19 protein-coding genes and 1 pseudogene are annotated in these 26,797 nt (G+C 41.0%); 8 read left to right on the top strand and 12 right to left on the bottom strand.

The window, feature by feature from the left end; genetic code table 11:
• Positions 1 to 30: 30 nt before the first annotated feature.
• Positions 31 to 1,404 (bottom strand): dicarboxylate/amino acid:cation symporter, encoded by a 1,374-nt coding sequence (locus ABID99_RS13680; protein ID WP_373614041.1) that lies wholly within the window; start codon positions 1,402 to 1,404, stop codon positions 31 to 33.
• Between the two features lie 269 nt (positions 1,405 to 1,673).
• Between ABID99_RS13680 and ABID99_RS13685 the strand changes: the two genes are divergently transcribed.
• The 4 genes and pseudogenes from ABID99_RS13685 to ABID99_RS13700 all read left to right on the top strand — a co-directional run bounded on the left by ABID99_RS13685 (position 1,674) and on the right by ABID99_RS13700 (position 3,893).
• On the top strand, positions 1,674 to 2,201 hold the full coding sequence (locus tag ABID99_RS13685) for a hypothetical protein (RefSeq protein ID WP_176624182.1): 528 nt from the start codon (positions 1,674 to 1,676) through the stop codon (positions 2,199 to 2,201).
• A gap of 41 nt (positions 2,202 to 2,242) precedes the next feature.
• Positions 2,243 to 2,741: pseudogene (locus tag ABID99_RS13690) on the top strand (RNA polymerase sigma factor).
• The gene (locus ABID99_RS13695; protein WP_373614043.1) at positions 2,728 to 3,318 is read left to right on the top strand and encodes a hypothetical protein; all 591 of its coding nucleotides are present in this window, start codon (positions 2,728 to 2,730) and stop codon (positions 3,316 to 3,318) included. Before ABID99_RS13690 ends, ABID99_RS13695 begins: the two are co-directional and overlap by 14 nt.
• 26 nt (positions 3,319 to 3,344) lie before the next feature.
• Complete coding sequence (locus ABID99_RS13700; RefSeq protein ID WP_373614044.1) at positions 3,345 to 3,893, top strand: GNAT family N-acetyltransferase; 549 nt, start codon at positions 3,345 to 3,347, stop codon at positions 3,891 to 3,893.
• Positions 3,894 to 3,955: 62 nt separating this feature from the next.
• On the opposite strand, the gene ABID99_RS13705 is transcribed toward ABID99_RS13700, so the two are convergent.
• From ABID99_RS13705 to ABID99_RS13730, 6 genes are all read right to left on the bottom strand, one after another.
• A complete protein-coding gene (locus ABID99_RS13705) occupies positions 3,956 to 6,313 on the bottom strand; it encodes a GAF domain-containing protein (protein WP_373614045.1) in 2,358 nt (785 codons plus the stop codon).
• Positions 6,314 to 6,334: 21 nt separating this feature from the next.
• Positions 6,335 to 9,940, bottom strand: coding sequence for a BamA/TamA family outer membrane protein (locus ABID99_RS13710; protein WP_373614046.1), 3,606 nt, complete (start codon positions 9,938 to 9,940; stop codon positions 6,335 to 6,337).
• A gap of 50 nt (positions 9,941 to 9,990) precedes the next feature.
• Entirely contained in the window at positions 9,991 to 10,887 is an 897-nt protein-coding gene (locus ABID99_RS13715; RefSeq protein WP_373614047.1) for an SdiA-regulated domain-containing protein, read from the bottom strand.
• Positions 10,884 to 12,920, bottom strand: a complete 2,037-nt coding sequence (gene ppk1 / locus ABID99_RS13720; RefSeq protein ID WP_090524995.1) for a polyphosphate kinase 1 — start codon at positions 12,918 to 12,920, stop codon at positions 10,884 to 10,886. The genes ABID99_RS13715 and ppk1 overlap by 4 nt, the downstream gene beginning before the upstream one ends.
• A 36-nt stretch (positions 12,921 to 12,956) precedes the next feature.
• The gene (locus ABID99_RS13725) at positions 12,957 to 14,204 is read right to left on the bottom strand and encodes a Pycsar system effector family protein (RefSeq protein ID WP_188831743.1); all 1,248 of its coding nucleotides are present in this window, start codon (positions 14,202 to 14,204) and stop codon (positions 12,957 to 12,959) included.
• Positions 14,205 to 14,693: 489 nt separating this feature from the next.
• Positions 14,694 to 17,717 carry a DUF2723 domain-containing protein gene (locus tag ABID99_RS13730; protein ID WP_373614048.1) on the bottom strand — a complete coding sequence of 1,008 codons (3,024 nt, stop codon included), beginning with the start codon at positions 17,715 to 17,717 and terminating at the stop codon, positions 14,694 to 14,696.
• 361 nt (positions 17,718 to 18,078) lie between these two features.
• Here ABID99_RS13730 and ABID99_RS13735 point away from each other — a divergent pair, with 361 nt between their 5' ends.
• Entirely contained in the window at positions 18,079 to 19,707 is a 1,629-nt protein-coding gene (locus tag ABID99_RS13735) for a gliding motility protein RemB (protein ID WP_373614050.1), read from the top strand.
• Between the two features lie 57 nt (positions 19,708 to 19,764).
• Here the strand turns inward: ABID99_RS13735 and ABID99_RS13740 are convergent, their stop codons facing one another.
• Both ABID99_RS13740 and ABID99_RS13745 read right to left on the bottom strand, forming a co-directional pair.
• A complete protein-coding gene (locus ABID99_RS13740; RefSeq protein WP_175489875.1) occupies positions 19,765 to 19,911 on the bottom strand; it encodes a hypothetical protein in 147 nt (48 codons plus the stop codon).
• Between the two features lie 20 nt (positions 19,912 to 19,931).
• Positions 19,932 to 20,252: a hypothetical protein gene (locus tag ABID99_RS13745; RefSeq protein WP_373614051.1), complete on the bottom strand. Its 321-nt coding sequence runs from the start codon at positions 20,250 to 20,252 to the stop codon at positions 19,932 to 19,934.
• Between the two features lie 110 nt (positions 20,253 to 20,362).
• Here ABID99_RS13745 and ABID99_RS13750 point away from each other — a divergent pair, with 110 nt between their 5' ends.
• Both ABID99_RS13750 and ABID99_RS13755 read left to right on the top strand, forming a co-directional pair.
• A complete protein-coding gene (locus ABID99_RS13750; protein WP_373614052.1) occupies positions 20,363 to 21,418 on the top strand; it encodes a winged helix DNA-binding domain-containing protein in 1,056 nt (351 codons plus the stop codon).
• 45 nt (positions 21,419 to 21,463) lie between these two features.
• The gene (locus ABID99_RS13755; RefSeq protein WP_188831740.1) at positions 21,464 to 22,234 is read left to right on the top strand and encodes a DNA-formamidopyrimidine glycosylase family protein; all 771 of its coding nucleotides are present in this window, start codon (positions 21,464 to 21,466) and stop codon (positions 22,232 to 22,234) included.
• A 105-nt stretch (positions 22,235 to 22,339) separates the two neighbouring features.
• Here the strand turns inward: ABID99_RS13755 and ABID99_RS13760 are convergent, their stop codons facing one another.
• From ABID99_RS13760 to ABID99_RS13770, 3 genes are all read right to left on the bottom strand, one after another.
• Entirely contained in the window at positions 22,340 to 22,921 is a 582-nt protein-coding gene (locus ABID99_RS13760) for a hypothetical protein (protein WP_090524983.1), read from the bottom strand.
• A 122-nt stretch (positions 22,922 to 23,043) separates the two neighbouring features.
• Positions 23,044 to 24,585, bottom strand: a complete 1,542-nt coding sequence (locus ABID99_RS13765) for an MFS transporter (protein ID WP_373614053.1) — start codon at positions 24,583 to 24,585, stop codon at positions 23,044 to 23,046.
• Positions 24,586 to 24,689: 104 nt separating this feature from the next.
• Positions 24,690 to 25,382, bottom strand: a complete 693-nt coding sequence (locus ABID99_RS13770) for a hypothetical protein (RefSeq protein ID WP_176624151.1) — start codon at positions 25,380 to 25,382, stop codon at positions 24,690 to 24,692.
• Between the two features lie 181 nt (positions 25,383 to 25,563).
• Here ABID99_RS13770 and ABID99_RS13775 point away from each other — a divergent pair, with 181 nt between their 5' ends.
• Positions 25,564 to 26,796: an alpha/beta hydrolase-fold protein gene (locus ABID99_RS13775; RefSeq protein ID WP_373614055.1), complete on the top strand. Its 1,233-nt coding sequence runs from the start codon at positions 25,564 to 25,566 to the stop codon at positions 26,794 to 26,796.
• Position 26,797: the final 1 nt, after the last annotated feature.

A 26,797-nucleotide genomic window follows, 5' to 3' on the forward strand; every position in this document is an offset into this window, starting at 1 on the left:
AAATCACTAACTCATTAAATCACTAATTCACTAATTAATTCCCTCTCCTTCCCATTTGCTTACAACCGCTGTGGCCATTGCATTTCCAAGAACATTGGTAGCAGAACGGCCCATGTCAAGCAACGGATCAATACCTATCAGCAAAAACAAACCTGCTTCAGGGATATTGAACATAGCCAGCGTACCTGCAATAACCACCAGCGAAGCCCTTGGCACACCGGCCACACCTTTACTGGTAAGCATCAGCACCAGTAACATAGATAACTGGTGCCCGAATGAAAGATGAATATCATATGATTGTGCCAGGAACAATGATGCAAAGGTCATATACATCATCGAACCATCCAAATTAAACGAATAGCCCAATGGCAATACAAAGCTCACTATTTTATTGCTACAGCCAAATTTCTCCAGTTCTTCCAATACCTTTGGATAAGCCGCTTCACTTGTGGAGGTACTAAATGCTATCAACATAGCATCTTTAATACTGTTAAGCAGCCTGAACACCGGCTTTCTTAATACAATGTATCCGGCCAGTATAATCACAGACCAAAGTACGATGAGCGAAAAATAAAACTCGCTGATAAAAATACCATAGGTTGAAAGTACACCTATTCCCTGCTTGGCCACTACCGCAGTTATGGCACCAAATACAGCTAAAGGGGCCATTTTCATCACATACCCGGTAATCTTCATAATCACATGGGCAAAAGCATCCATCGCTTTGATTACTATTTTGCCTTGTTCGCCTATAGCAGCTGTAGCTACGCCAAAAAATAAAGAGAACACCACAATCTGTAAGATCTCATTATTGGCCATTGCCTCAATAAAACTCTTAGGGAAAACGTGACCAACGAATTCGGTTAATGATAACGCCGTTTTTTTAATGCCTGTACTTAAATGACTATCAGGCAGTGGCAAATGCATGGTTTTGCCTGGCTCAAACAGGTTAACCAATAGCATCCCTAATAATAAGGATACCAGCGTAGCGCTGATAAACCAGAGCATGGTTTTGCCACCTATCCTGCCAACGGCTTTGATATCCCCTACCTTGGCTACGCCTACCACCAACGTGGTAAACACCAATGGGGCTACAATCATTTTTATAAGATTGAGGAAGATCTTACTCAGGATATTATAAAGTTCAAGTTTATCTTCCCGTGCATCGGTAGCCTGGCTTTGCAGTTTAACCTGGGCAATTCTCTGTAACTTAAGATTTTTGTAGGCTGCAACCGTAGTATCGGGTAATGCTTCGATGTTTTTGTCGACTGCTTTAATAGCAGCCCCGGCGGTACTGAGCTGTTTATTCAAATCGGCGAAAACGTAGGTGTTATAAATATAACCGGCTATCACACCTAATACCAGTGCGATAAAAATGAAGAGCGTCAGTCTGCTTTTTTTCATTTAATTTAATAAGCCTGCAAAACTACAAAATTTACGCGCTGTTTAAACTGCTATGGGAATATTCTATTTTCCGTTTAAATCGGATGAGGAAATAAAATCGTTGCCCCAGCAAACGCTATTTTAATTTCTTAACTAATTTTGCGAACTACATTAATTACATCAATATAATTAGTAGACCCATTCGTGTAATTCGTTCTAATTGAATCAAGCTTAAATGCAATTCGTGAAAAATATTTAAACAATTAGTATTTTGCCTGCTTATTTACAACATGACTACTACCGCCTACGGATTACAGCATATAAAAAAAGAAATTCAGCACCTGCCTAACGAGCAGCTGGCCGAATTAATGCTGCGCCTGGCACGCTACAAAAAGGAAAACAAAGAGCTGTTGGCCTACCTGCTTTTTGAAGCCCATGATGAAGCCGCCTTTGTAGAAAAAGTAAAAGCCGAAGCCGGCTTCATGTTCAGCCAGTTATCATCATTAAGTTACAACGCTGCAAAGGGCATGCGCAAAATATTGAGATTGCTGAGTAAATACATCAAGTTTATGGCATCAAAAGGTGCTGAGATTGAATTGCTGATCAATTTTTGCGAAAATTACCTTGAATATGCCGACAGGCGTACATCATACAAGCCTTTAAGGCTGATATTAATAAGGCAGGTTGAAAAGATCCGTGGCTTAATCAATAAGCTCCACGAAGACTTACAGTTTGATTACCAGGACAGTTACAATAAACTAATAAGCGATGCCGAAAGCAAGCTGGGCTGGTTTAAAAAGAATGATCACTTGTTGTAACATATAAAGCTTAACATCGTCTAAATATAAAATTAACTGAAGTGGCCAACAAAGAAGCAGCATTCAAGCAGATATATGAAGCTAATTCTAAAAAGATATTCCATCTGTGCTATGGTTATACCGGCGATGACGATGCCGCCAACGACCTGCTACAGGAAACCTTTTTAAAGGTTTGGCAAAATTTAGAGAAATTCCGTAACCAGGCCATGATATCAACCTGGATTTACCGCATTGCTGTAAATACCTGTTTTAACCTATTTGCGCTCGGAAAAACGCCAGGCCAAAGACGAACTAACCCCACAATTAGCAGAAACAAAACGAGAAGAACTATCGGATAAAAACGAGCAGGTAGCTTTGCTCTATAAGTGTATTTCAAAACTGGAAGAATCAGAAAGGATTATTATAACTATGGTACTTGATGAGGTGCCATACCCCGAAATTGCTGAAATTTCGGGTATATCAGAAGGGAACCTGAGGGTGAAAATTTATCGTATAAAACAAAAATTAACGGAGTTATATAACCAGTATGAAAGACTTTGATCATTTGATGTCGGTTTGGCAGGGACAGCCAAAACCAGATCAGCTTTCGGTGGATGAGGTGCTGAAGCAGGTAAAGAAGGGAATAAGGAGTATAACCCAAAAGTTATACTGGAGTATTGTGGCCATGGTTGTAACCGGTGCGTTTGCTTTTGTCGTCACTTTTTTCCTGGCATTTAAGTCTGCAGTTACTACTATCGGGATCCTCATCGTACTGGTAACCATGTTGATGTATCTTTCGTTAATGGTACGTCATTACCACATTTTGAGTAAGCGCGATGCAACGCTCAACCCTGCCGAATATCTTGATAGCCTCAAAGCATATCAAAAAAACCGGAGCAAAGTTATAGGCTGGTTTTATTATACCTATATATTGTTGCTAAGCGCCGGTTTAGCCATGTATTTTATCGAGGTACTTGAACATTCATCACTCACCTTTAAAATAGTCACCTATACATCAATCGGGATCTGGTTTTTGTTCACCACGTTTTACCTTAAACCCCGAATGTTTAAAAATGAGGAAGAAAAATTAAATCTCATGATTGACAGGTTAGTAAGGTTGAAAGAGCAATTTGATTGAAAAGGTAGTTTGTTTAGATTTGCTTCATGACTATCGGGACTATAACGATTCAAAAACTGGCATTGGCCGATGCCGATGTATTGCTGGCTTTAAGCAAAAAAACATTTTTCGATTTTTTTGGCCATTTAAATAAACCGGAAGATATTGAGGCTTATGCATCTGTTGCTTTTACGCCGCAAAAAATACAAGCAGAACTCAGCAACCCAAACTCACACTTTTACTTTGCAATATCTAACGGCGAGATAACCGGCTATCTCAAGCTAAATTACGGTCCGGCCCAAACAGAATTTCAGGACCCTAATGCTGTCGAAATAGAACGGATCTATGTTTTGGCCGAACATCACGGCAAAAAAATAGGCCACCAATTTATTGATTTCACCTTAAAAGAAGCCGCCGGTAAAAACTTGCAATACGTTTGGCTTGGTGTTTGGGAACACAACCAAAAAGCAATTGCCTTTTATGAAAAACATGGCTTTGAAGTATTCAGCAGCCATGAATTTGTCCTGGGAAGCGATAAGCAAACCGATTTATTAATGAGGAAAGCGATCTTATCAAGCTCAAAGCCGAAAGCCTAAGGCTGAAAGCTTTTTTTGCTTTATTTGATTTCTTGTCGCTTTAAGCTTTCAGCCTTAGGCTTTTAGCTATTTAATAACGGCAATTGATAATTAACTCCAACCCTTAACGCTTTTAAGCCTGTAACGCCCTGTAACTCTTCCAGTTCAAGATATTCCAGGTCATCCAGCAAGTAACCCTGTACTTGCAGATACCTGACGTACTCGTCATATTCAGCAGCTTCTGTTGGGTTAAAATATACCATGGCTATTTTGCCGGGCTGGGTAAGGCGTTCAAAAGTTCCTGCTATTAAAACTTTATCAATCCGCTTTTTTACCACCTCGTAACGGATATTATAGGCCCCCTCAACGTCAAAACGCCTTTCATCGTTTCTGAAACTGATATCTATAGCGTTTGAGTGAATAAATATTAAGTGCGTGGTTTGCAAAGGACGTGAAAGCTGATCGCCAAGGTCGTTTGTCATCCGGGCTATCTCGGCCATTGATCGTAACTGCCACAAACGGATATTTTTAAGGTACAGCATATCGAAAACGCGTTGCGGCGCTATTGATTGCCCTATGTAAATATCATATTCCACCCCATCGGTACGGAATTTTTCAAAATAACAGGGAAATGATTCCTGCACTTCTGTCTGAGCCTGCTCCAGGTATTGGTTGATAGAAGTATTGATAAGCTGCATGGAGGTTTCCAGGTTGCGCCTGTTTTCAAACGAAGCGCCGGTTTCCTCATTCATGGCATTAAAATACCTGTCAATAGTTTCCCTTTCGGCAGGGTAATTATTTCTGAAATGCTCCAGGAAAGGATTAATCTCGTTATGAAGGAAAGTATCCAGCATCAATTCATCATTGGTAGTAATATAACCGCTGATGCGTTCGAGCCACTCTTCGCATTTAGATACCAGCTTGCCGGTAAGGCTTAAATGAATATTTTCATTTAAAACCTGAAGCGTTTCAATAAGTATGGTGAGCAGATTTTTCAAATCCTCCTGCAGGGCGCTGTTACGCTCAACCGTGGAGTTACGGATATCAACCGCACCAAATAAAGGGTAAACATGGCTGAATGATACTGTTTCAATTTCAGGGCTCTTTTTCCTCTTTCTTTTTTCCTTAAGATAATTCCAGGCCACTTCATTAAACTTCCATTGAACCGACGGTTGCAACGAGGTAAATTTATTTTTGATAACACTTGAAATGCGGGCCTCAAACTGATCGATGCTGTTTTGCAGCAATTGGGCAATCAGCGGGATAGTAGCCTGTAATTTCGAGAGCAGTTTTTCGTAAAAAACAATCTCTTTATATGAAAACACTTCCATGATGCCTACATTTTTCTTATTGTAGTACACCGGGAAAATTCCGTAAGATTTAATGCCGGCTTGTTTCAAAACCTGCAAAAAGGGGAATTTACCTATCTTTTCGTCGGTAATGGAATTGAAAAAGATAGGCCTCGGGTTCTGGTTGTAATCATCAAGGATGGCGTCAAACGTTTCTTCCGCAAGGTTAAAATCTTTAGCGGCCTTAAGCAGGATACTTCTGGAGCATTCGTCGTTATCAAAAATAGGCTCATTATTGATGGTTAAAAAAGGCATCAACCCAAACTCAATGCCCGGGCTTTCGGCAAGGGATTTTAGCGAGCTGATGATGTGCGCATATTGCTCATCCTCATTTGCCGAATGGTTAACAAGCTCGGTACGAATATTTTCAAGTGCATGCGTTAACGTTACATCTGTTAACGTAATTATTGTGAACCCCTTGAATTTAAAAATATTAAGCGGTATTACCTTTTCAATTAACTCAAGGCTGGTATGCGAATGTAAATAGGGTTCAATAGTATCAAAGCTAAGTTCAGGCAGTTCGCCATTCAATTCAATTTCCACGAAGCGGGCATCAGTCTGGATATTAAAATACCTTGAAAGACCGGTTTCAGGATCTTCGTATGAAAACAGCAATTCATTCTTAATTGCCGACGAAAAGCCATACATCCGTTCAAGAATCAGGTTATAAATGAACCGCTTTTGCCTGTCACTGAACATTTCGTTCTTGGATACATTCAACGCATATAAATTAGAATGGTGACTTGAATGGAAATCATAAAAAGCCTCTGTACTGAAAAAGATCTTATCAGGTACAGGCGTACTTAGCGCCCAGTGAAATTCCTTTTCGTTAGCTATTGGCGGTGTCAGTATGGAGTAAATGAGCTCCAGCATTTCCCTGTATTTTTCGGCATCTGTTGGCCGCATATCCAGGTCAATACATATATCATGCTCAAAACGTTCCAAAACATAGCGATAGAACTCGCTTTTGAGCGTTTTTTCGGTAGCAATCCGTTCTTTTAAATGCGCCACGAACGGGTTAAATGTAAGGCATGTTTCAACCTGACAAATGGTGCATTCGTTTTTGCTTATATTGAGTACTTCTGTGTGCATTTAATTAAAGTTTTACCCTTATTAAAATCTGAAACTTGTTGAAAGATAAGGGTACCATCCTTCTTCAGAGTAAGCGGCAATTATCTTGATAACTGCTAACCTTGCCGGTGCTACATAAAAGCCTGCACCGGTACCGTTGTGCCATTTATCCGAGCTTTGCCCGTTTTCCCAAACACGGCCTATATCATAAAATCCTATAACGCCTATTTGACCGGGAACTATATAACTGGCGAAATCAGTTAATTTTATCCTCAACTCCAGGTTATTATAAAAACTATGCTGACCGGCAAACCTGTACAGCCTGTAGCCTAATAAGTTATCCTGCCCGCCTAAAAATAACGACTGATAAAAAGCCGTTTTGCCAATGGTAATGCCACCGCCTACCCTATCGGCCAAAACAATACTGCTTTTAGCGTTCAGACTTTTATACAAAGCAACCTGGGGTATAAGCTGGACAAAACTTGTAGAGTTATTATTTAAACCTTTAAACTCCTGAAGCTTGATATTTATAAAATTTCCCCAGGCCGGAAGCACCTTATCGTTGCGTTTATCGCTGGTAAAGTTAACAACAATACCGGCATGCATTTTTGTTTTGTCAAAGGTATAACTGTCAGGCGCGTTTGTGAGTAACGGATATGTAATAAATCGGCCGATATTGTCATCAACATCTAATTTATAGTACTGAAAAGCAGGACCTACCGTTACAGAAGTTCCCGATTCATTACGCCACCTAAAGGCTGGGCTAAAGGTAAAATTATCAAAGCGGGTACGATAATATTTGCGATAATCGCCAACTTTAACAAACAGCGTTTCGTTGCCCCTGCCAAAAAAATTGATGTTATCCGGAAAGTCGAGCTGGGCATCCATCAAAAAGTCGGCTTTGCCAAAAGCGTGGATCCACTCGCCGTTATATTTAATCTTAAAAGCCTTTGTTGTGAACGAGTGACTGGCAAACACTGTTTGCACATCGTTGTAAGGCAGTTTTTGAAAACCCTCCTGGTGAGTATATTTAAAACCTGCTCCAAGCAATACGCCCTCATCCGGGTTGTAAGAGATATTAGCCAGCGGCGCTATCACATTCATCAGATTAACTCTTAAGTATGACGTATTAGCGCTATCCTTGCTTATGTGTTTGTTAACCCTTGATTCGTAGCCAGTTATACTCAGCTTTTTGCCACGGTCATAAAGTTGTACCGTGTTAAGCGATTTTACAATATTGTAAGTTTTGGTGCCTGTGCTATCGATAAACCTCAGTTTTATTGGTGATGTGGCATTATCAAGCACTACCTTATCATCGCCGCCGCTTACATAAATGCGGAGCTCTTTGGTAATATCAGGATGATAATTCTGGTTCATGAGCGTATCCTTAATCTCACCATCTTTATTGATCTTATTGATGATCACATTGAGACTGCCATTAGGCTCATCTTTCACCGTTACCAGCTCATTTTTATTTGAAGTATGGATATCAACTATTTTATTGATGAATTTGTAGTAATACTCCATTTCGGCCGGGATATTAGCGCGCCGTTCTTTCAGTTGCTTTAGCAATACATCATGCCTTAATTTATACGATGATTCGGGCAGGCGCCTTAAACCGGCTTCCAATACGTCGTCAGTTTCGGCAGCGACAAAATCATTCACAATTTTGGTCCATTGTTCATGACTGTATTGTACCGATGGCCACCGTTGCATAAACATGGTTTTCCATAAGGAATATTTTACGCTGTAGATCTCACCGCTAAAGCCCTGCAGGTTCGGCGCTACCCATGGCTGCGCTGCTATGGTTGGCAATACACCCTGGTTGGTGTAAAATACCTGATCGCGGTCGCGGGGAACGGCGGTATAAAACTTGCCTTTCCCTTTATCCTCATCGCGCCAGCGCCACTGGTCGCCGTGCCTGTCCCAGTCGCCAATAAGCAAATCGAGCAGGCGGGCACGTAAAAATTCGTCGCCATCTACTGTATTATCATTATCCTCCAGCATTTTACCGATCATCTTCACGGTATTATCGGATTTGCCACCTGGTTCGCGTTCTTCAAGTAAACAAACTTTATTGGCAAAAATATTAGCATATTGCCCTAAAACAGGATCAGCCGAAACCACACCGATTATCGGGTTGGCATGCGGCACACGGGCGGCATCAGCCAGCGGCGGTACTACCAACGCCGAAAACGGATGTTGGGCACTCATGGCATCATTAACCCAATCTTTGGCAAAGGTTTCCTGGAATTCATCGGGCAGGATCTTTTCGGGCTGTTTCTCCACGCTGCGGAGCACCCATTCTTTGCCATCCTTATCAATTAAACGAAGCGAGTGCGTCTGGAACCCGCCGCCAATACTTTCTGCCTTTAAACCGCCATGAATTTGCGACAGCCTGATCACAGGCAGTTTTGTTTCGGCAGCCCACTCCTTACGATAGTTTTCGCCAAACCAGCGACGATGAAAATTACTTACGCTATCATATTTAGGATGAACCCTAACCATGATGCTATCTGCTTTGATAGGCGTATGCAAAGTATCAGGAACATTTTTTACAGATATATAAGGCTGCGTATACGTAAATACCTGCTTAATGCCTTTATCACTGTCGATGTAATAGGTAAAGCGCATCCGTTTATCTATTAACAGATCAGCAGTTACATAGCCCTGCGTTGCATCAGCAAAAAGTGAGTATTTGCCCTTAATAGCATAGGTTTGCTTGGCACCTGCGCCGCTAACCACCTGCAACTGTCTGCTTTTGATGAATTGCAGCCCATGCTCATGACCCGCCACATGGATAAGGTTTGGAAAACTGCCAAAAACAGCATCCACCTTTCTGATCATGTCTTTATACAAGGGATGCCCCAAATCTTCGGGGTTTGAAAATGTAGAGCGCAAAAACGGGTAAAGCGAACCTATAACAGGCAAGGGCACCCAAAGGTCTTTATTAGCCACAGTAAGCGGGAAGATATGATCTTTAAGCGAAAAATATCCGCCATGCGTACCATAACTCTGGAATGGATGGTGCGATGCCAGGATGATCACTTTATCTTTATTGCGCTCAAAGATCAGCTTGATCTTATCGGCAATGTCATCTTTGTTTTTACAATCGCACTCGGCGCCGGGGTTACTTTTATTGAATGGATATAACCACCATTCGCTGTCAAAAGCTATTACGGTAAGGTCATTGGTAAGGTTGATCTCAACCGGATCGGGGCAGCCGTTTTCGGGCACCATTTTAAGCAGCTTATCGCCCTGCTGATCCAAAAACGCCCACTGGCGTTTTATTTTAGCTAAACCAAGCGGGCCCATCTTGTCCCAGTCATGATTACCCGGTATAAAGTAAACAGGCGCACCGGTGGCGCGCATAGGTAGATATTGCGATTGCAGGATCTTTTTAGTTTCGGCTTCTTCAGAACTACCCGGCAAACCCATTCCCCGTGGATAGATATTATCGCCCAGATAAAATACCGAAGTTTTATTTTTAAGAATATTGGCAGCGGCATGTTTCAAAACGGCACTTTGCTGCAGATCTATTTCGCCGGCATCGCCAATAAGGATCATCCTGTACTGTACCGAATCCTGGGCCTCGGCTTTTAGCATGCCCAATAATAAAACAAACAGCAAGGGTAGTTTTTTAATCATGAGGTTTGGTTGAGATGTATATTTATTTGTGTTATGAGTGCTTTAAAGAGCTATTTCTTAAAGCTGAATTTCAATATATTGCCTGCACTTAACTGATCGCCCTCGTTGGAGATATACAGGTTGCGCTGGTTATCAAATGCCATACCTTCGGGCTGTCCGAATATGGTAACACTTAAAGGATAAACATTTTTTACTTTCCAGTTAATATCGGTAACTATCAGCATCTTATTTACCGACGAAAGGATATACCATTCATTGGTAAATGTATTTTTCGCCATTGCCGAAGGGCGGAACGGTACACGCTTTTTATCAGCCAACCGCTCAATTTCCTTAACATCTATTGCAAAACTGCCGGCCTGCTTCAGGGTCCCGTCTGCCTGAAGTTTCAAAATATAGCCGTTGCTGCTTTTGGATGTTTTTTCGTCGGCGCAATGTTTGCAAAGCACGTAAACCAGGCCGGTCTTTTCATCTGCGCACATAGCTTCAAATTCACCTTCGGGCAATTCGCCTTTAATCTTTTGTACCTTGGCTGCTTCTTTTGTCCTAACCTGGCTAAAAGGAAACGTAAACAATGTACCATCGCTTTTTAGCATGATCACCTGTTCACGGCAAATGGTCACATCCTCATAGTCACCGCTTTTGCCAAACTTGGTATAGTTAGCTTTTTTATCGCCCAGTTTCAGGTTAAACAAAAAGCCTTCTTCGTCCTGCTCGGCATATACCGAATCACTTTTACCATTATGAAAGGCAAAACCAGAGATTTCGGTGAGATCTTCGGGCATTTTATATTTAACCGGGTTATTAAGGTCGTACCCCGGCGGACTAACAGGAATTGCCTTTTCTTTATTTTTACAAGAGATGATCAAAAAAACTACGGCCACGGCAAGCATGCCGGCTACATAAAGGGTCATTGCACGTTTAGCATCTTGTTTTTTAAACCCTGTCATATTTTTTTTTGCTGTAAAAGTTCATAAATGGCGCGCTGCGATTGTACCTGCGGTTCAGTTTTATCAACCCTTATGTTTTGCAATTGTTCATTTAAATTTACGGCCTGCACATTATCGGCCAGTTGAATATCAAGCATGGCTATTACCTCGTTCCTGATACGTTCATCATAAACCGGAAAACAAACCTCAATACGACGATAAATATTACGGTTCATCCAATCGGCCGAACCCATAAATACCTCTTGATTACCACCATTGTGGAATATAAAAATACGCCCATGTTCCAGGTATCGGTCAACAATACGCCTTATGGTAATATTTTCGCTCATGCCTGGTACTCCGGGGATCAGGCAGCAAATACTACGTACAATCATCCTGATCTTCACCCCCGCCTGCGACGCTTCGTAGAGTTTGCCAATCAATACCCGCTCTTCCAGGTTATTGAGCTTTATGGTGATCCCTGCCGGCTTCCCTTTACGGGCCTGCTCAATTTCCCTGTCAATAAGCTCAATAAACTTTGATTGCAAATTAAATTGAGCCACCAGCAGGTATTTAAAATCAATATCATATCCCTCGGCCGATTTTGCTTTTTTAGCAAGGTAGATGAACAGCAGGTCCATTTCGCGCAGCAATTGCGGATTGGCCGTCATCATGATATGATCGGTATAAAAAGCAGCTGTACTTTCGTTAAAATTACCTGTTGCTAAAAGTCCGGCATATTTAACGCGGCCGTCAACAAGGCGCTTTACAAGGCCAACTTTGGCGTGTACTTTTATGGCCTTATCACTGTAAATGATATTGGCACCGGCTGCTTTTAGCTTTTTAGCCCATTTGATATTGTTGGCTTCATCAAAACGGGCTTTTAGCTCAACCAGTACCCTCACTTTTTTACCGCTTTGGGCAGCACTGATCAGCGCGTTTACAATCCGCGAATCGCTGGCTACGCGGTAAAGCGTTACGGAGATTTCCTCAACGTTTTCGTCGATAGCTGCCTCGTTAAAAAAGCGAAGAATGGAGTTATAGGATTGATAAGGCGCATGAAAAATACAATCGCCTTTATCTATATAATCAAATATGGATTCGTCTGCGCTGATCTGCCGGTTTACCAATGGCGGCCATTTGGTATATTTTAATGATGGAATACCTACCGGCAAACTCATTAAATCTTTAAGGTTATGATAAAAGCCACCTTCAACAACGCTTGATCCCTGTACGCCCAGCTTATCTTCAATTAAATGCAATATGCGCAGCGGGATACCCGGCTGATGCAAAAAGCGCGTTGCCAAACCCAGATCACGTTTTAGCAATTGTTTTTCTATCTGCTCCTGAACATCACCGTCATAATCATCTTTAAGTTCAAGCTCAGCGTCGCGGGTTATTTTGAAGCTGTAACAGCCTTTTATTTCTTCGGTTTTGAAGATCTTGCCGAGATTGTACCGCACAATGTCATCCAGGAAAATGATGTATTGTTTACCATCTTCGTTAACACTAAAAAATCGCGGCAACTGGTTCGACGGAATATTGAGGATCACTGACCTTTCCTTCTTCTTATCCAAACCAAGGTTCACTAAAAAGTATAGCCGGTTATTTTCGGGGAAGAATTGTTTTTTACCGCCTACCAGGTCAATAGGTTGCAGAAAGGCAAGTACCTGGCTGTAAAAATAGTCGCTCACTCTATCGGCTATAGAAGCAGGAATACGCTCATTGAACAACAGGTTTACATTATTTTCTTTTAACAACGGAATAAGTCTGTCTGTAAAAACCTTCCCAAAGCGATTTTGCTGAGCTTCTACCAGTTGCTGGGCTTTATATAGCACATCCTCGCTTTCATCGGTTTTATTAAGCAGGTTAAGCTTGTGCAATGCCATTACCACCGGCATCCGCACGCGATAAAATTCGTCGAGGTTGGATGAGAATATAGCAAGAAAATTTACCCTTTCCATTACAGGGAGCTCTTCACTTTCGGCCTCCATCAATATGCGTTCATTGAAAAGTAACCAGCTCAGGTCCCTGTCGAAAAATGAGTATTCCATAGGCGTAGATTTTGTTTTTGGCAGTACCCCGACCGCCTACAGTAATGAAGATATGATGAATGCTACTACCGATACGATAAGGCCAAACATGAATATATTGTACGATGCCCTGAGCAACCTGTATTTTTTGCCAAGTACAACACCCTGCGAATAGTTATCGCGGATTAAGCTGCCGTACAGAAACTCGCGGTCTTCCATCATTTTCTCCATACCGTCGCTGTAATCCTGGTATGACATACGGTAGAAGTTACCGAAAAACAACAGGTTAACTGTTTTTTTATTGATATCCTCGGGTGTAAACAAACCCGGCGGAATTGACGGACGGGTTGAAAGTATGGAGAAGATCATAGTAGCCAAACTAACCGACAGGAGCATGAAAGTTGGGATCAACAAATTTGAATGCTCATCAAGCTTACGCAGCACCAAACTGATAATTGCCGAAAGGATGATAGAGTTAACCGTGATCATAATATGGGCTTTATTATCGGCCATATCGCTTAAACGCTGATGGTTGCTGGAGCTGATCCTGAACATTGTTTCGATACCGCGGTCGGGCCTGTCATTCTTATGTTTTTTACCACCGTGATCATCATCGTGGTCTTTGTCTTTATCCTTCTCTTTTTCGTGCGTGATGACAGCGTCCCCACCTGCATCAGCTATAAGAATTTCCGGTGTTTCCTTCACTTCCACATCAGCCTGCTTTTCTATCAGTTTTTGCAGGTTTTTATGTTTTTGATCGTTAAGCAGCAGTCGGCAATAATCAGTATAGTATTCGTGTCCCTGCAAAAATTCGATGTTGTAGTTGCGCCATTCATCCTTATCAATATCATGCTTTTTGATGGCTTCCATCTCTTTGCGCAACAACTTGTTTTTATCGCGAAAATCATCTGTACCTAAATGAAACAAATCTGCATCGCAGATGATCTGTTGCAATAAATCGGCAGGGCTTTGCGGCATTTTGGTTGCCAAAATACAGCCGGATACCTTATCGATAACAGCTTGCTCAACTTTATGCTGTTTAAGAAAATGTGTAGCCAGCGCAACACTTTTTGATTCGTGATCTTTTTTATCGGTGAAGTACCCCGTATCGTGAAACCAGGAAGCGGAGATCACTACAAAAAAATCTTCATCACTTAACTGATAGTGGTTAGCTATCTGTGTGGCCGCTGCAACAACATCTTTAGTATGCCTCAGGTTATGATAAATTAAATCGGGATCATGATGTACGTCAAAATAGGATATAGCGTACTGTTTTACCTGTTCTAACAGCGGTTGAAATTTCATCGTAGTTTTTGTTGTTAAAAGTAAATCAAATTTATTTTAAAAATTCCTATTTGCAGCCATGCACCGGGGAGAAACATCAATTTATCGGACATTGTTTATGCAAAAGGCAAGAAAATGGTTGCCCTTGCATTTGCAAACCTTATACCACACAAACATATCATTGATTTTCAACAGCTTGAATTCAATCAACAACAATTACGTGGCGATATTTCGTGAGATGTCGATTTTTTTTGTCGATTAAAGGCTAAAGACCATGACAATTGAGCCACGGCTTACATTGTGAAACAAAGCAGTTGGTACCCTAATTATCATACTACCGATAATTGTATTATATGTATGCTATGATCGGGCCAGATTCGTTTAATTCAATCAAAAAGATTATAGAAAATTCAACCGTAGATACGAGCAAATCCATTAACTGCAGTTATAAACCACCAACAAAGCCACCCCAACCGGGATGGCTTTGCCAATAAATATTATCAAGGATTACTATTGACCGCCGCCTAATACAGCACGGAATTTTGATTCGTAACCCTTTAACTGGTTTTCAAATTTGGTAGCAAGAGCGATTTGATGGTTGTCTTTGGTAAACTGCACCAATCCGTTCAACACTTGCATGCCTATTTGTACATCGCGCCCGTTAATGCTATTAACATCCTGGCTTAGCAGGTAGGCATTATAATCCAACTGATCGGTAAGGTAATTGTCGATATTGCCTGCCAATTTGTTACCCAACACCACGTCATGAAGCTGATAAGCCAATTGCGTTAAATATAACTTACGACCTGCAACATCAACATACGGGTAAATATCAGGTAATTCAGCATCATATTTTTGAACAACTTTTAATGCTTTATCGTTTTTACCTTCCTGAACAAGGCTTTGGGCCAGATCAAGGAAAGTGGTTACCATAACGGGGTAAAACATGGAGGTCGACTCATGATCAAGGTATTTAGCAGTTTTAAACTTGCCAAATTTAAACTTGTTCATCACGTTATCATACATTACATCAGTATTGGTTTTGCTCAACTGATCATGTAAAGCTGTATCCGGCTTAAATGGAATCAAGTGATAGGTAAAACCTTCTTTGTACAGGTAAGGTTGCAAACCTATCAGGTTTTCGTTACCAATGGTAGTAGTGAAGCAGATAGGGCGCTTCCAGTGGTTATGCGCCAAAATATCAAACATGGCCAAATTCTCTTTGGTTACATAGTTTGATGTATATTTCCACTCCATGGCGGTTGCAAGCTTATCTTTCTGATCGGCTTTTATTACACCGTTTGCAATTACCTCATCAGGGTTAACCGTAACTTTCAGATTTTTGGTCGGCAGGTAGTTGCCATAGTCGCCGCTTTGATATTGTACCTGCGTAGCCTTATCATCAGAAGTAATAAAATCAAACACTTCTTTAATATCCTGATATCCAGGTAGTTTCTGATCGTTAAAATAAATAACGTCCCTCACCCCTTCTTTATATTTATCAAAAGGCATAGTGATAGGAAGCGGCTCAGAACTGTTCATCTTTTTCTGCATCTGACGAATGTACCAATCGCCGGTAAACAAACTGAGGTTTACAATCCGCACATCCGGGCGGATGCCTTCAACTTCCTGATCGTACCACAATGAGTAAGTATCGTTATCGCCATAAGTAAATAAAATAGCATTCGGCGGGCATGAGATGAGATAATTATAGGCCATATCATGCGGCGTCATCTTGGTTGAGCGGTCATGATCTTTCCATTCTTTGGCAGCCAACAGCACCGGGCAAACCAATAAACCAATCACAGTTGAACCGATAGCGGCCATTTTAGCGTCGATATATTTGCGGCCAAATTCGGCAATGGCAATTACGCCAAGACCTATCCATATGGCAAAGGCATAAAATGAGCCTACGTACGAGTAATCACGCTCACGCGGCTGTACTGATGCCTGGTTTACATATAAAACAATGGCCAAGCCTGTGAAGAAAAATAGCAAGCCAACAATCAATGCGTCTTTACTACGGCGGTTAACATGAAAAAACAAACCTATTAAACCAATTATTAATGGCAGGGCATATAGCGGAGTATAGGTAGTAGCTGCAGTTACTGATTTTGGCAGATGTTTGCCACCATCAAACAAACCTGTTGTCCAGTTACCATCAATACCTTCGGTGCTGGTTTGTCCGTCGGCATCGTTATAACGGCCAACAAAGTTCCAGAAAAAGTAACGCCAGTACATCTGGTACATTTGCCAGCTGAACATCCATTTCAGGTTATCGCCCATGGTTGGGGCCTGCCCTTCGGGAATCCTTAGCCATTGCTTGTAAAACTGTACATCGTTAGGATCGGTGCTGTACATACGTGGCAAGGCTGTAGTATGGTCATATACATAATCAGTTTTACGACCTGCATTTTCATATTTGGTTTTGCCTTTGCGGTAAATGATACTCCCCTGTTTTTGATCAGTAACCTGCGAATCATACATAGGGCCTGTTAGCAAAGGCACTTCGCCATATTGAATACGATTTAAATAACCGTAAAGCGTAAAAGCGTTATCAGGATGTGAGTTATTTAAATTAGTATTAGCAGTTGCACGAATAGGTATATAAGCGAATGAGCCATATCCAAAGTATATAAATGCAACGCAAAGTAAAGCCAGGTTTAACGCAGGCTTCTTTTTGCGGATGCTGTACAGGATCCCCAATACCAGTGCAACAACTATCAGCAGGATGAAAAAGAATGCTCCGGTTCCAAAGCCCATTCCTAAAGAGTTGACAAAGAAAAGATCGAAATAAGCCGCAAACTTAATGGTATATCCCCTGATGCCGTATTGTACCAGGCCAAGAATCACTACCCCTGCCAAAAAAGTCAGGATGCTATTGCCAACGGTAATATTTTTGGTTCGGCGGAAATAGTAAACCATTGCGATGGCCGGTATAGTCAACAGGTTTAACAGGTGGATCCCTATGGATAAACCGATAACATAAGCTATAAAAACAATCCATTTATCAGCACCGGGTTCGTCGGCGTGCTCATCCCATTTAAGAATTGCCCAAAATACAATTGCGGTACATAGTGATGACAGGGCAAATACAATGGTTTCGACAGCCGAAAACCAAAACGTATCGGTATATGTGAAGGCCAGGGCACCAACAAGGCCGGCCCCCATAATTACATATAATTTATAACCGTCAATAGCCTCATCTCGTTTTTCAACCATCATTTTTTTGGCAAAAGCAGTAATTGTCCAAAATAAAAACATAATAGTTGCACCACTGGCCAATGCCGACCCCATATTAGTAAAGAAAGGCACTTTAGTGTTATCGCCAAATGACAATAACGACAAAACCTTGCCTATCATGGCAAAAACCGGGTAACCAGGCTGGTGGGCCACCTGTAAACGGTAGGCACATGAAATAAATTCGCCGCAATCCCAAAAGCTTACAGACGGCTCTAATGTTAAAATATAGGTTATTGAGGCTATAACAAAACAAAGCCAGCCTAACAGGTTATTGATTTTTTTGTACTGCATTTAATAATATCAATTGATTTAATAGCGCGGCAAATATCATGATTTTTATAACTTATTTAAAAAAAACACCTGCACGTGACAAAATTTAACATTAATTAACTTTTTGAAGTACTGGGATTAAAGAAATTTTATTTACCGATCTCCACGAACAGGCATATTTCAATCCATTTATTTAATAACTATAAACCTGCTTTATTGAATAATTAATTCAATGATTATGAACGGTTAACCAGGTATCATGTCCAAATCAATTTGCATAATTTTAATATATATCAGAAACAACCTGCGGGGCATGTATGTATATATCCTTATTTACCAATGAAATTTTTAACTTAGAACAATTAATACTTATTTTGTTGTAATGCAAAAACTCTACTTCCTAAGCTTTCGAAAAACATTTATCATAGCTGTAATTGCCTTATTTACATCGCAATTAACAAAAGCTCAATCAGTTTATTTACCTAATTCATACCAGTTGTATCAAAAGTTCAATTCGGATATTTATTCTGTAAAAAACTCGGTCCATACTTCATTGCGTCCTTTTTTAATTGACAGCACCATTTTGCATACCTATGATTCGGTAATGAATGTTGGTGTTAAAGACCGCAAAACCTGGGGCGGGCGTAAATTATTTAATGAACACCTTTTTGACGTAAAAGCAAAAGAATATACCTTTTATGCCGACTATATTACTGATCTGCAGGCCGGCAGGGATTTCACTAACAGTAATTCGACCAACTTAAATGTACGTGGCTATCAAATTGGGGGAACAGTAGGCAGCAAATTTTCATTTTACACAAGCGGTTTTGAAAATTCGGCCAAGTTTGTATCGTATTATAACAACTATGTCAATACCAATGGTTTTATACCCGGCCAGGCATATGCCAGGAAGTATACAGGCCAACCACGCAACTCACAAGATTGGTCGTACGTAACTGCAATACTCTCCTATTCAGTAACAAAAAAACTGAATATTACATTAGGCGAAGATAAAATGTTTATTGGTGACGGGTACCGGTCGGTGCTCTTATCTGACTTTGCCGCCAATATGCCGCTTCTCAGGCTTACAGCCGACCTTGGCCCCGTACGTTATATGGTAGCGTGGGCCTATATTGAAGACCTCAATAATGTTGCACAAAAATTTGACAGTTTTGGAAGTAACCGCCGCAAATGGGCTTTATTCCATTATATTGACTGGAATATAACCAAACGCGCCTCGTTTGGTATGTTTAACGCCCTGATAGCTCCCGAAGCTGATAACCAGGGCAACCGGGCAGGCTTTGACGCCAATTTTGTAAACCCTATTTTATTTGCAAGCTCATTGGGCCCGGGCGGGAACAAAAAGGATAACGTATTTTTAGGGTTCAATGCCAAATACAAGATTTTTGATAAAGCTGCCCTGTACGGACAGATCATGTTCGACAGGTTCAAAGGCAGCGATTTCTTTTCGGGCAACAGTACCGATAACACCAACGGCTGGCAATTGGGTATCCGTGGCGCAGATATTTTTAAAGTTAAAAGGTTAAACTATCTATTTGAATATAACACTGTTAAGCCATACACTTACAGCAACCAGCAGTCAATAAGCAGTTATTCATTTTATGGCGATCCTCTGGCCCACCCTTACGGAGCAAACTTCAGGGAACTTTTGGGTATTTTGAATTATTCGGTTGGCCGGTTTGATTTCCAGGGGCAACTTAATTATGCCAAATATGGACTTGATGCCATAAAGACTGAAAATAACGGCAAAATAATTATCAAGCCTTTTATACCTTCGGTAAATACTACAACTACCATAGGCCAGGGTATAAGCACACAGCTTTATTATGGTGAAGGAACTGTTGCTTACATACTTAACCCAAAGTATAATTTACGCCTGGAACTTGGCGCATTGTACCGCCAGGAAAAAAACGATCAGAAAGATTCAAAAAACACCATGATCACCTTCGGAATAAGAAGCTCATTCAGAAATTTATATCACGATTTTTAATCGATAAAAAGCCTTACGAAGTTTAAAACCTTTGTAAGGCTATAAACCAGAGAATCTTTACTCCCTTTTCTTTTTTCTTGAGCCTACAGATACCCCGACGGCTACACCAATTGCTATACCCACAGCAAGGCTATGTAAAGCCAAACCGATAGCTGTGCCAACCACCAGCCCACCTGCAAAATAATTAGGATCTATCCTGTTCAAAATCGATATCAAAATTTAATTTACCAGTATTTTCTAACCGTATACAAAAACACTTCATCTTCTTCATGTATCAAATTGAACTTGTCACTGCCAGCCATTTTTGATATAGTATCACCAACCTTAGCAACCTCATCGAAGTTGGCCGCTGTACTTAATGAAACAGGAATGATACGAAATTCTTCGCCATTAACGGAAATCATAACATAGTCTCTGTTGCGATAAACAGATTCCAGCTTACCGTTAATTTCGGCATCGTGAAACTGATTATACTTTGTTACCCGTGCAACTACACAAACAATGATAACAGCAGTTATACAGCACAAAAGAAATAGTTTTTTCATTTATTATAAAAGAAAGCCCAAATTACAAAAGAAACTTTTTATTTCTACCCTACTGACAAACTGCTGTCATAACCATATATTTATTTTGAACAGCATTCAAAAGCATCAATATGACCAAGCCTGATATTGCCAGCCTGCGGGTTTATAACCAGCATCTTAATCACGATAAATTTAAAAAACCTGAAGATGTGGTTGGATATATGTGCGCCATGCAGGCGCAGGAATACACGCATGCAAAATGGGCAATTGGTTTACGGATGCTATCACCTGCGGATAAAATGGTAGAAAAGGCTATAACAACCGGAACTATATTGCGCACCCATGTACTAAGACCAACCTGGCATTTTGTTTTACCTCAGGATATCCGCTGGATGCTTAGCCTTACCGCACCACGAATTAATGCCGGTAATGCCGCCATGTATAAAAAGCAGGAGGTTACCGATGCAATTTTTAATAAAAGCTTTGATGTGTTTACAAAAGCCTTGCAGGGTGGCAAACAACTAACCCGTACCGAAATTGCCGCTGCGCTAAATAAGGCAAACATAGCTACCGACGATCTCAGGCTTACCATATTACTGATGAAAGCCGAACTGGAGCAGTTAATTTGCAGCGGGGCAAGGCAGGGCAAACAGTTCACCTATGCTCTGCTCGACGAACGGGCACCTGTGACATCAGCCATATCTCGTGAAGAAGCGGTAACCAGACTGGTTTTGCGGTATTTTACAAGCCATGGCCCCGCTACAATAAATGATTTTGTACATTGGAGCGGCCTTACAGTTGCCGATGCCAAAACCGGGATCGAAATAAATAAAGGCCGGCTAAGTAATATCATCATTGAAGGGGTGGGCTATTGGATGGATACTGATGTCGATTTCAGTACAGCAAAAAAAAGGGGGGCTTACCTTCTGCCTGTTTACGATGAGTTAATTATAGCGTATAAAAATCGCGATGCCATGGTACCAGCCAGCTTTCGGGATAAAATGGGGGCTATTACCTTTTTCCCAACTATAATGGTCAATAACCAGGTGGTTGGCAACTGGAGCCGGAATATGGGCAAAAAGAATATTGATATTGAGCTCAAACCATTTAACAAACTCAATAAGGCTCAAAACCAGTCTATTGAAAACGCCATACAACGTTTTAAAAAGTTTAATGGTGTCGGATAACAAACATTAACTACATCAACAAGTTACTTATAAAAACAACATATTATGCCCGAACTACCCGATCTGCAGGCTTTTAGCCATAACCTGCAAAAAATACTTGCAGGTAAAACCGTTAAAAAAATAGAAGTACCTAACGCTAAAAAACTAAATGTTAGCGTACACGAATTAAACGAGGTATTATGCGGACAAAAGCTCGAAAAAGTATATCGCGAAGGGAAGGAACTGCACATTAAATTTAGCAAAGGCGATGTACTGGGTCTGCACCTAATGTTGCACGGTAAACTGTTTTTGTTCGATACCAAAAACGACAACAAGTACAGCATCATCGAGCTGCACTTTGATGATGGCAGCGGATTAGTACTTACAGATTTCCAGGGGATAGCAACACCTACCCTCGACCCCGAAAAAAAGGATGTCCCCGACGCGCTTGATGCCGATGCTGAATATTTAAAAAAGCGCCTGGCAAAAACAAAAACCAATATTAAAACTGTACTGCTTGATCAAAAGATCATGAGAGGCATCGGCAATGCATACGCCGATGAGATTTTATGGCACGCCCGCATTTCTCCGTTCTCCATAAGCAGTAAAATACCGGAGGCCAAACTGAAAGACCTTGTTAAGGCAATAAAATCGGTATTGGAAGATGCAGAACAAAATATCCTTAAATCAAACCCCGACATCATTAACGGTGAAGTTCGTGATTTCATGGATATTCACAATTCAAAGAAAAAACACAGCCCTACAGGCGCCGCGATCATAATTAACGAAGCATCGCGGAAAACATATTATACTGATGAGCAGGAATTGTTCGAGTAAATCTCGCAGGGTTTAAAGAAGAGTATTTAGCGTATTTTACTGCGCTCGTTTGCAATGAGCGCAGTTGTTAAAAGTCTCTCCTTTAGGGCAGATTTAGAGGGGTATCTACTTCAACTTTTTCACCAGTACATTAAAATCAACACCAACAATCGGAATCTTCTTCCAGGGTTGGGTTTCACCATCCTTATGGAAGGTACCGCCGTTAAATAAGCCGCAGGCAAATCCAACGTTGGAGTTGGTTTTGGTTGTCAAAAATTCAATAGAAACCACAATGTCACCGGCCACTTTAACATTGTATGGCGATAAGTCGACAGTGGTTAATTGATGGTTTTCCACATTGTCGTATTTTTTAATATAGCCTTTTATTTCGTCTTTAACCAAATTAGCTTCATTTGGAAACTTCCCGGCCATTTGGTAAACATTTACTTTAAAAGGAATGCTATCGCTTGATCGGTTTTGAGTATGAAAGTTCAGCGTAAGTAATTGTACCTGCTTTTTACCAGCATTCATTTCAATACCAACCTGCGCACCTTTAACAGCATCAAAGGTATTATTGGATGAGCCGCTTCTGGGCTTGTTGCCTATCGTTTTGGTTTTATCCTGGGCGGATACGCTAACGGCAACAAAGCATAAAAAACATAAGGCAAAAAGTTTTACAGAATTTCGGGAGAATATCGATTTGAACATAACAATAAGCTTTAGATGGATTTGTAAGGTAGACGATAGTGATAAACAAATGGTTGCAACCCCAATCTGATTTTTCTTAGGATCTACGCAGAGGCACTCTATTCACGTTTTTTCAAAAACAATCACTCCTTCTTAACAGCGTTATTCCTGATAAAAATAACCGACATCAGCGCACCCAGGAAACCAAGCCCGGCGCAGATCCGCATAATATTGCCATAGGCCGAAATAAATCCGTTGTGATAGGCAATCCCGACTGCCTTTTTGTTGGATCCGTCGATACCGGCGGGCACTTTAGCATTACCTAAGTTGGCCGATTGTTCCATAACCGTCTTTTTATCATTTTCATTAAGGGATAACTTCTTCAACTCCCCCTGCATCGCTCCCGAAAAAAACAAAACCGCCAGGGCGCCAAAAATGGCATTGGCAAAAACATTGGCAATCCGGGTCATGGCATTGTTAATGCCCGATGCCGTGCCCGAAAAATGATCACTTACCGACCCCATTACCGTTGCCGTAAGCGGCGCTACCGTTAATGACATGCCGAAGCCAAAAACAAGTACGCCGGGGAAAAAGCTTGTCCAATAATCGGAAGGGCCTGTAGTTTGCTTAATGAACGACAACATTAGTAACCCTGCTCCCGCCAAAGCCGGACCGATGATGAGCAATAAACGCGGGCCTTTTTTATCGGCAATAGCTCCTGCATAACGTGCAATGGAGATCATGAGCACAGTAAAAGGTAAAAATGTTAACCCAGATTGCAGTTGGCTATACCCCTGCACCTGCACCATGTTTAGTGACATGAACAGCATACCGCCACCCAAACCCGCATACAGAAAAAATGTAAGCAGGTTTATCCCGCTAAAGGTTTTATTGCTAAACAGGCTTAGCGGCATCATGGGATGTGTGCTTGTACCTTCTATGCAAATAAAAACAATGAGCAATAATAAGCCCAGGGCTAATGATCCATAAACCTGCCAGTTATTAAATCCAACCGCCGGCATTCGCAGAAAACCAAATGTTAGCAAAGCAAGCCCTGATGCAATGGAAATAGCGCCCGGAAAATCGATAGTTTGATCGGTGCTATCATCCTTGCTTTCGGCAACCTTGCGCCACAGGATAACTAAAGCTACTATCCCTATGGGTATATTAATAAAGAATATGTACCGCCATAAACCGGCATCGGCTAAGGCGCCACCCAATACCGGGCCGCCCATAGTAACTACCGTGGTAATGGCCGACCATGTTCCGATAGCCTTGCCCCTTTCTTTTGCATCGATGGATGATGAAATAAGCGAAAGGCTCCCCGGAATCATCAGTGCCCCTCCTATACCCTGTATGATCCGGAAAACAATGAGATAAAAAACACCTGGTGAAAGCCCGCAAAGGGCTGATCCGGTTATAAAAATAAAAATCCCAATCATGAAGACCTTCTTTCGCCCCAATTTATCGCCAAGCGAGCCGCCTATTAAAATAAGAGAGGCAAGCATCAACAGGTAGGCGTTTAGGATCCAAAAGAGATCAGCTCCTTTGGCATCAAGGCTTTGTTGTAATGCCGGCAGCACCACATTAAGCGCTGTTCCATCAATAAATGCCATGGCCGAAGCCAGTATAGCCGAAACCATGATCCATTTGCCTGCCGGGCTGCCCAATGAAACTGTAGCCATATTTTTATAAGGTTGTAACTGAAAGGTTTATTACAAAGTTGCAGTAAATGATCGGATTAAACGGAGCCTAAAAAAACAATTTAAAGTGTTACAAAAAAATATGACTATCGCCTGAAAACACCGATATTTTCCGGGCAAAGCAGTATCAGCAAAAATATTGCAGCAAAATCAAATGGTAAAACTTCCGACTCGTTTACTGCCGAAAATAGCATTATCAAAATAGTTAATATAATTATTGCGATAACGTGGTTGCGGTGAGGGATAGGAATTCCGATTCTATCAATAAAGCGTTTAGCCCTAAAATTACTCCGATATATAAACGGCAATATCAAAAAGTAAAAAGCACTTGCAGCTATCAAAATCCAATAGAGCACAATTTTTCCGGTCTCATTAATTTTAATTATTCCATTTGCATTTGCCCCCAATATTGCGGTGTTGGCTTTAAAAAGCGAATGGGTTGACAGATGAAAAAGGTCAGGTAAACTGCTCATTTTTTCGGTGATGAAAAACAGGCTTGCTATCCCGGTTAAAATTAAAACCACACAAAACTGGATGCTGCGATAGCGCGAAAGCCTTACAATATATGCTGCCGACACTACAAAAATTACAAGTAACAACAATACCGTGAAGTATCCTATAAAACCGCCATAGCGATTGTATATCATCTCAAAATATCCTTTATCAATGAAGAAGAGTATAATAGCCCCTATAGTGAACACGATCATTAATCCGAATATCAACGTCTCAAACTTTGTTAAGCTGTTCTTTTTACGGGCAGTATTATAAGTATTGAGCACGGCGATAATTTTATGAATGATTGTAATAACTAACAAAAACTTACCAAAACATGTTTTCGGTCCTTTTTTAAACGAAAACAAGCTCCAAATTATTTCCGTCACGCCAACGGCAACATTCGTCACATTTAATTCTGAAGGTCATATTGTTGCTGTACCATTGAATCATAAAATCAACAGCCACATGAAAAAGCTCATCCTGATACTCATTCATCTCACCATTGCATACCTGTTGAAGGCGCAGCCACCGCAGCAACCTATAGTTTTGGGGAGGGTGGATACCATTTATTCCAAAATCCTGAAAGAGAAACGACCACTTTGGGTTTATACGCCAGGATATGATACCAACTACTTTTCAAAACCGGAATTTCCGGTTTTGTACGTTTTAGATGCCGATGATCATTTCATGTCGCTGGTTACTATGATCAAAGAACTTAGCGCAACTGCAGGCAATACGGTGCTGCCGCAAATGATCATAGTTGGTATTTTGAATACACCCGGAAATCGTACCCGGGACCTGACGCCTACCAGCAGCGCTATGGACAAGTCATCAGGCGGAGGGGAAAACTTTGCCGCCTTTATGGAAAAAGAACTAATCCCATATATCGACAAAACAAATCCAACTGCGCCCTATCGCACTATGATCGGTCATTCGTTGGGAGGATTAACGGTAATCAATTTATTATCAAAACATACACAGGTTTTTAATGCCTATGTGGCTATAGATCCCAGCATGTTTTATGATAACGATAATTTACTTAAACAGGCAACAATTATCCTTAAGCAAAAGAATTTTGGCGGTAAAAAGCTTTTCCTCGGTTTTGCCAATACGATGAATGCAGGTATGGATACTATACAAGTAAAAAAGGACACGGCCGAAATATCACATCATATCCGGTCTATCATGAAACTGGCTGATGATCTTTCTGTCAATAAAACAAACAATCTGCAATGGGCTAAAAAGTATTATCCTGACGACGATCATAATTCTGTTTCATTCAATGCCGAGTATGATGCCTTACGGTTTATTTTCAAAAACAACCGCTTTCCTCGAAACCAGCCTTATAACCAATATTTTGATAAACAGTATAATGCCGTGCAGCTAAGACAAATGATAACTGCCCATTACAAAATGATGTCCGCTGAAATGGGTTACACCGTACGCCCCCCCGAGCCGGAGATGAATAGCATAGGCTACGCGTTTTTGCAACAAAAAGATTATGAAAAAGCGGCCATGTTTTTCCAGGTGAACATAGATAATTACCCGAAAAACTTCAACGTTTATGACAGTATGGGCGATTGCTTTTTAGCCCGTGGGGATAAAGCAAATGCCGAAAAGTATTTTAAGAAAGCTTTATCAATAAAGTATACAAAAGAGATCATGGATAAGCTGGATAAGGTGCAGGCAGAGCAGTAAG

Origin of the sequence: Mucilaginibacter sp. OAE612 (assembly GCF_041806395.1) — a bacterium.
Classification (GTDB): domain Bacteria; phylum Bacteroidota; class Bacteroidia; order Sphingobacteriales; family Sphingobacteriaceae; genus Mucilaginibacter; species Mucilaginibacter rubeus.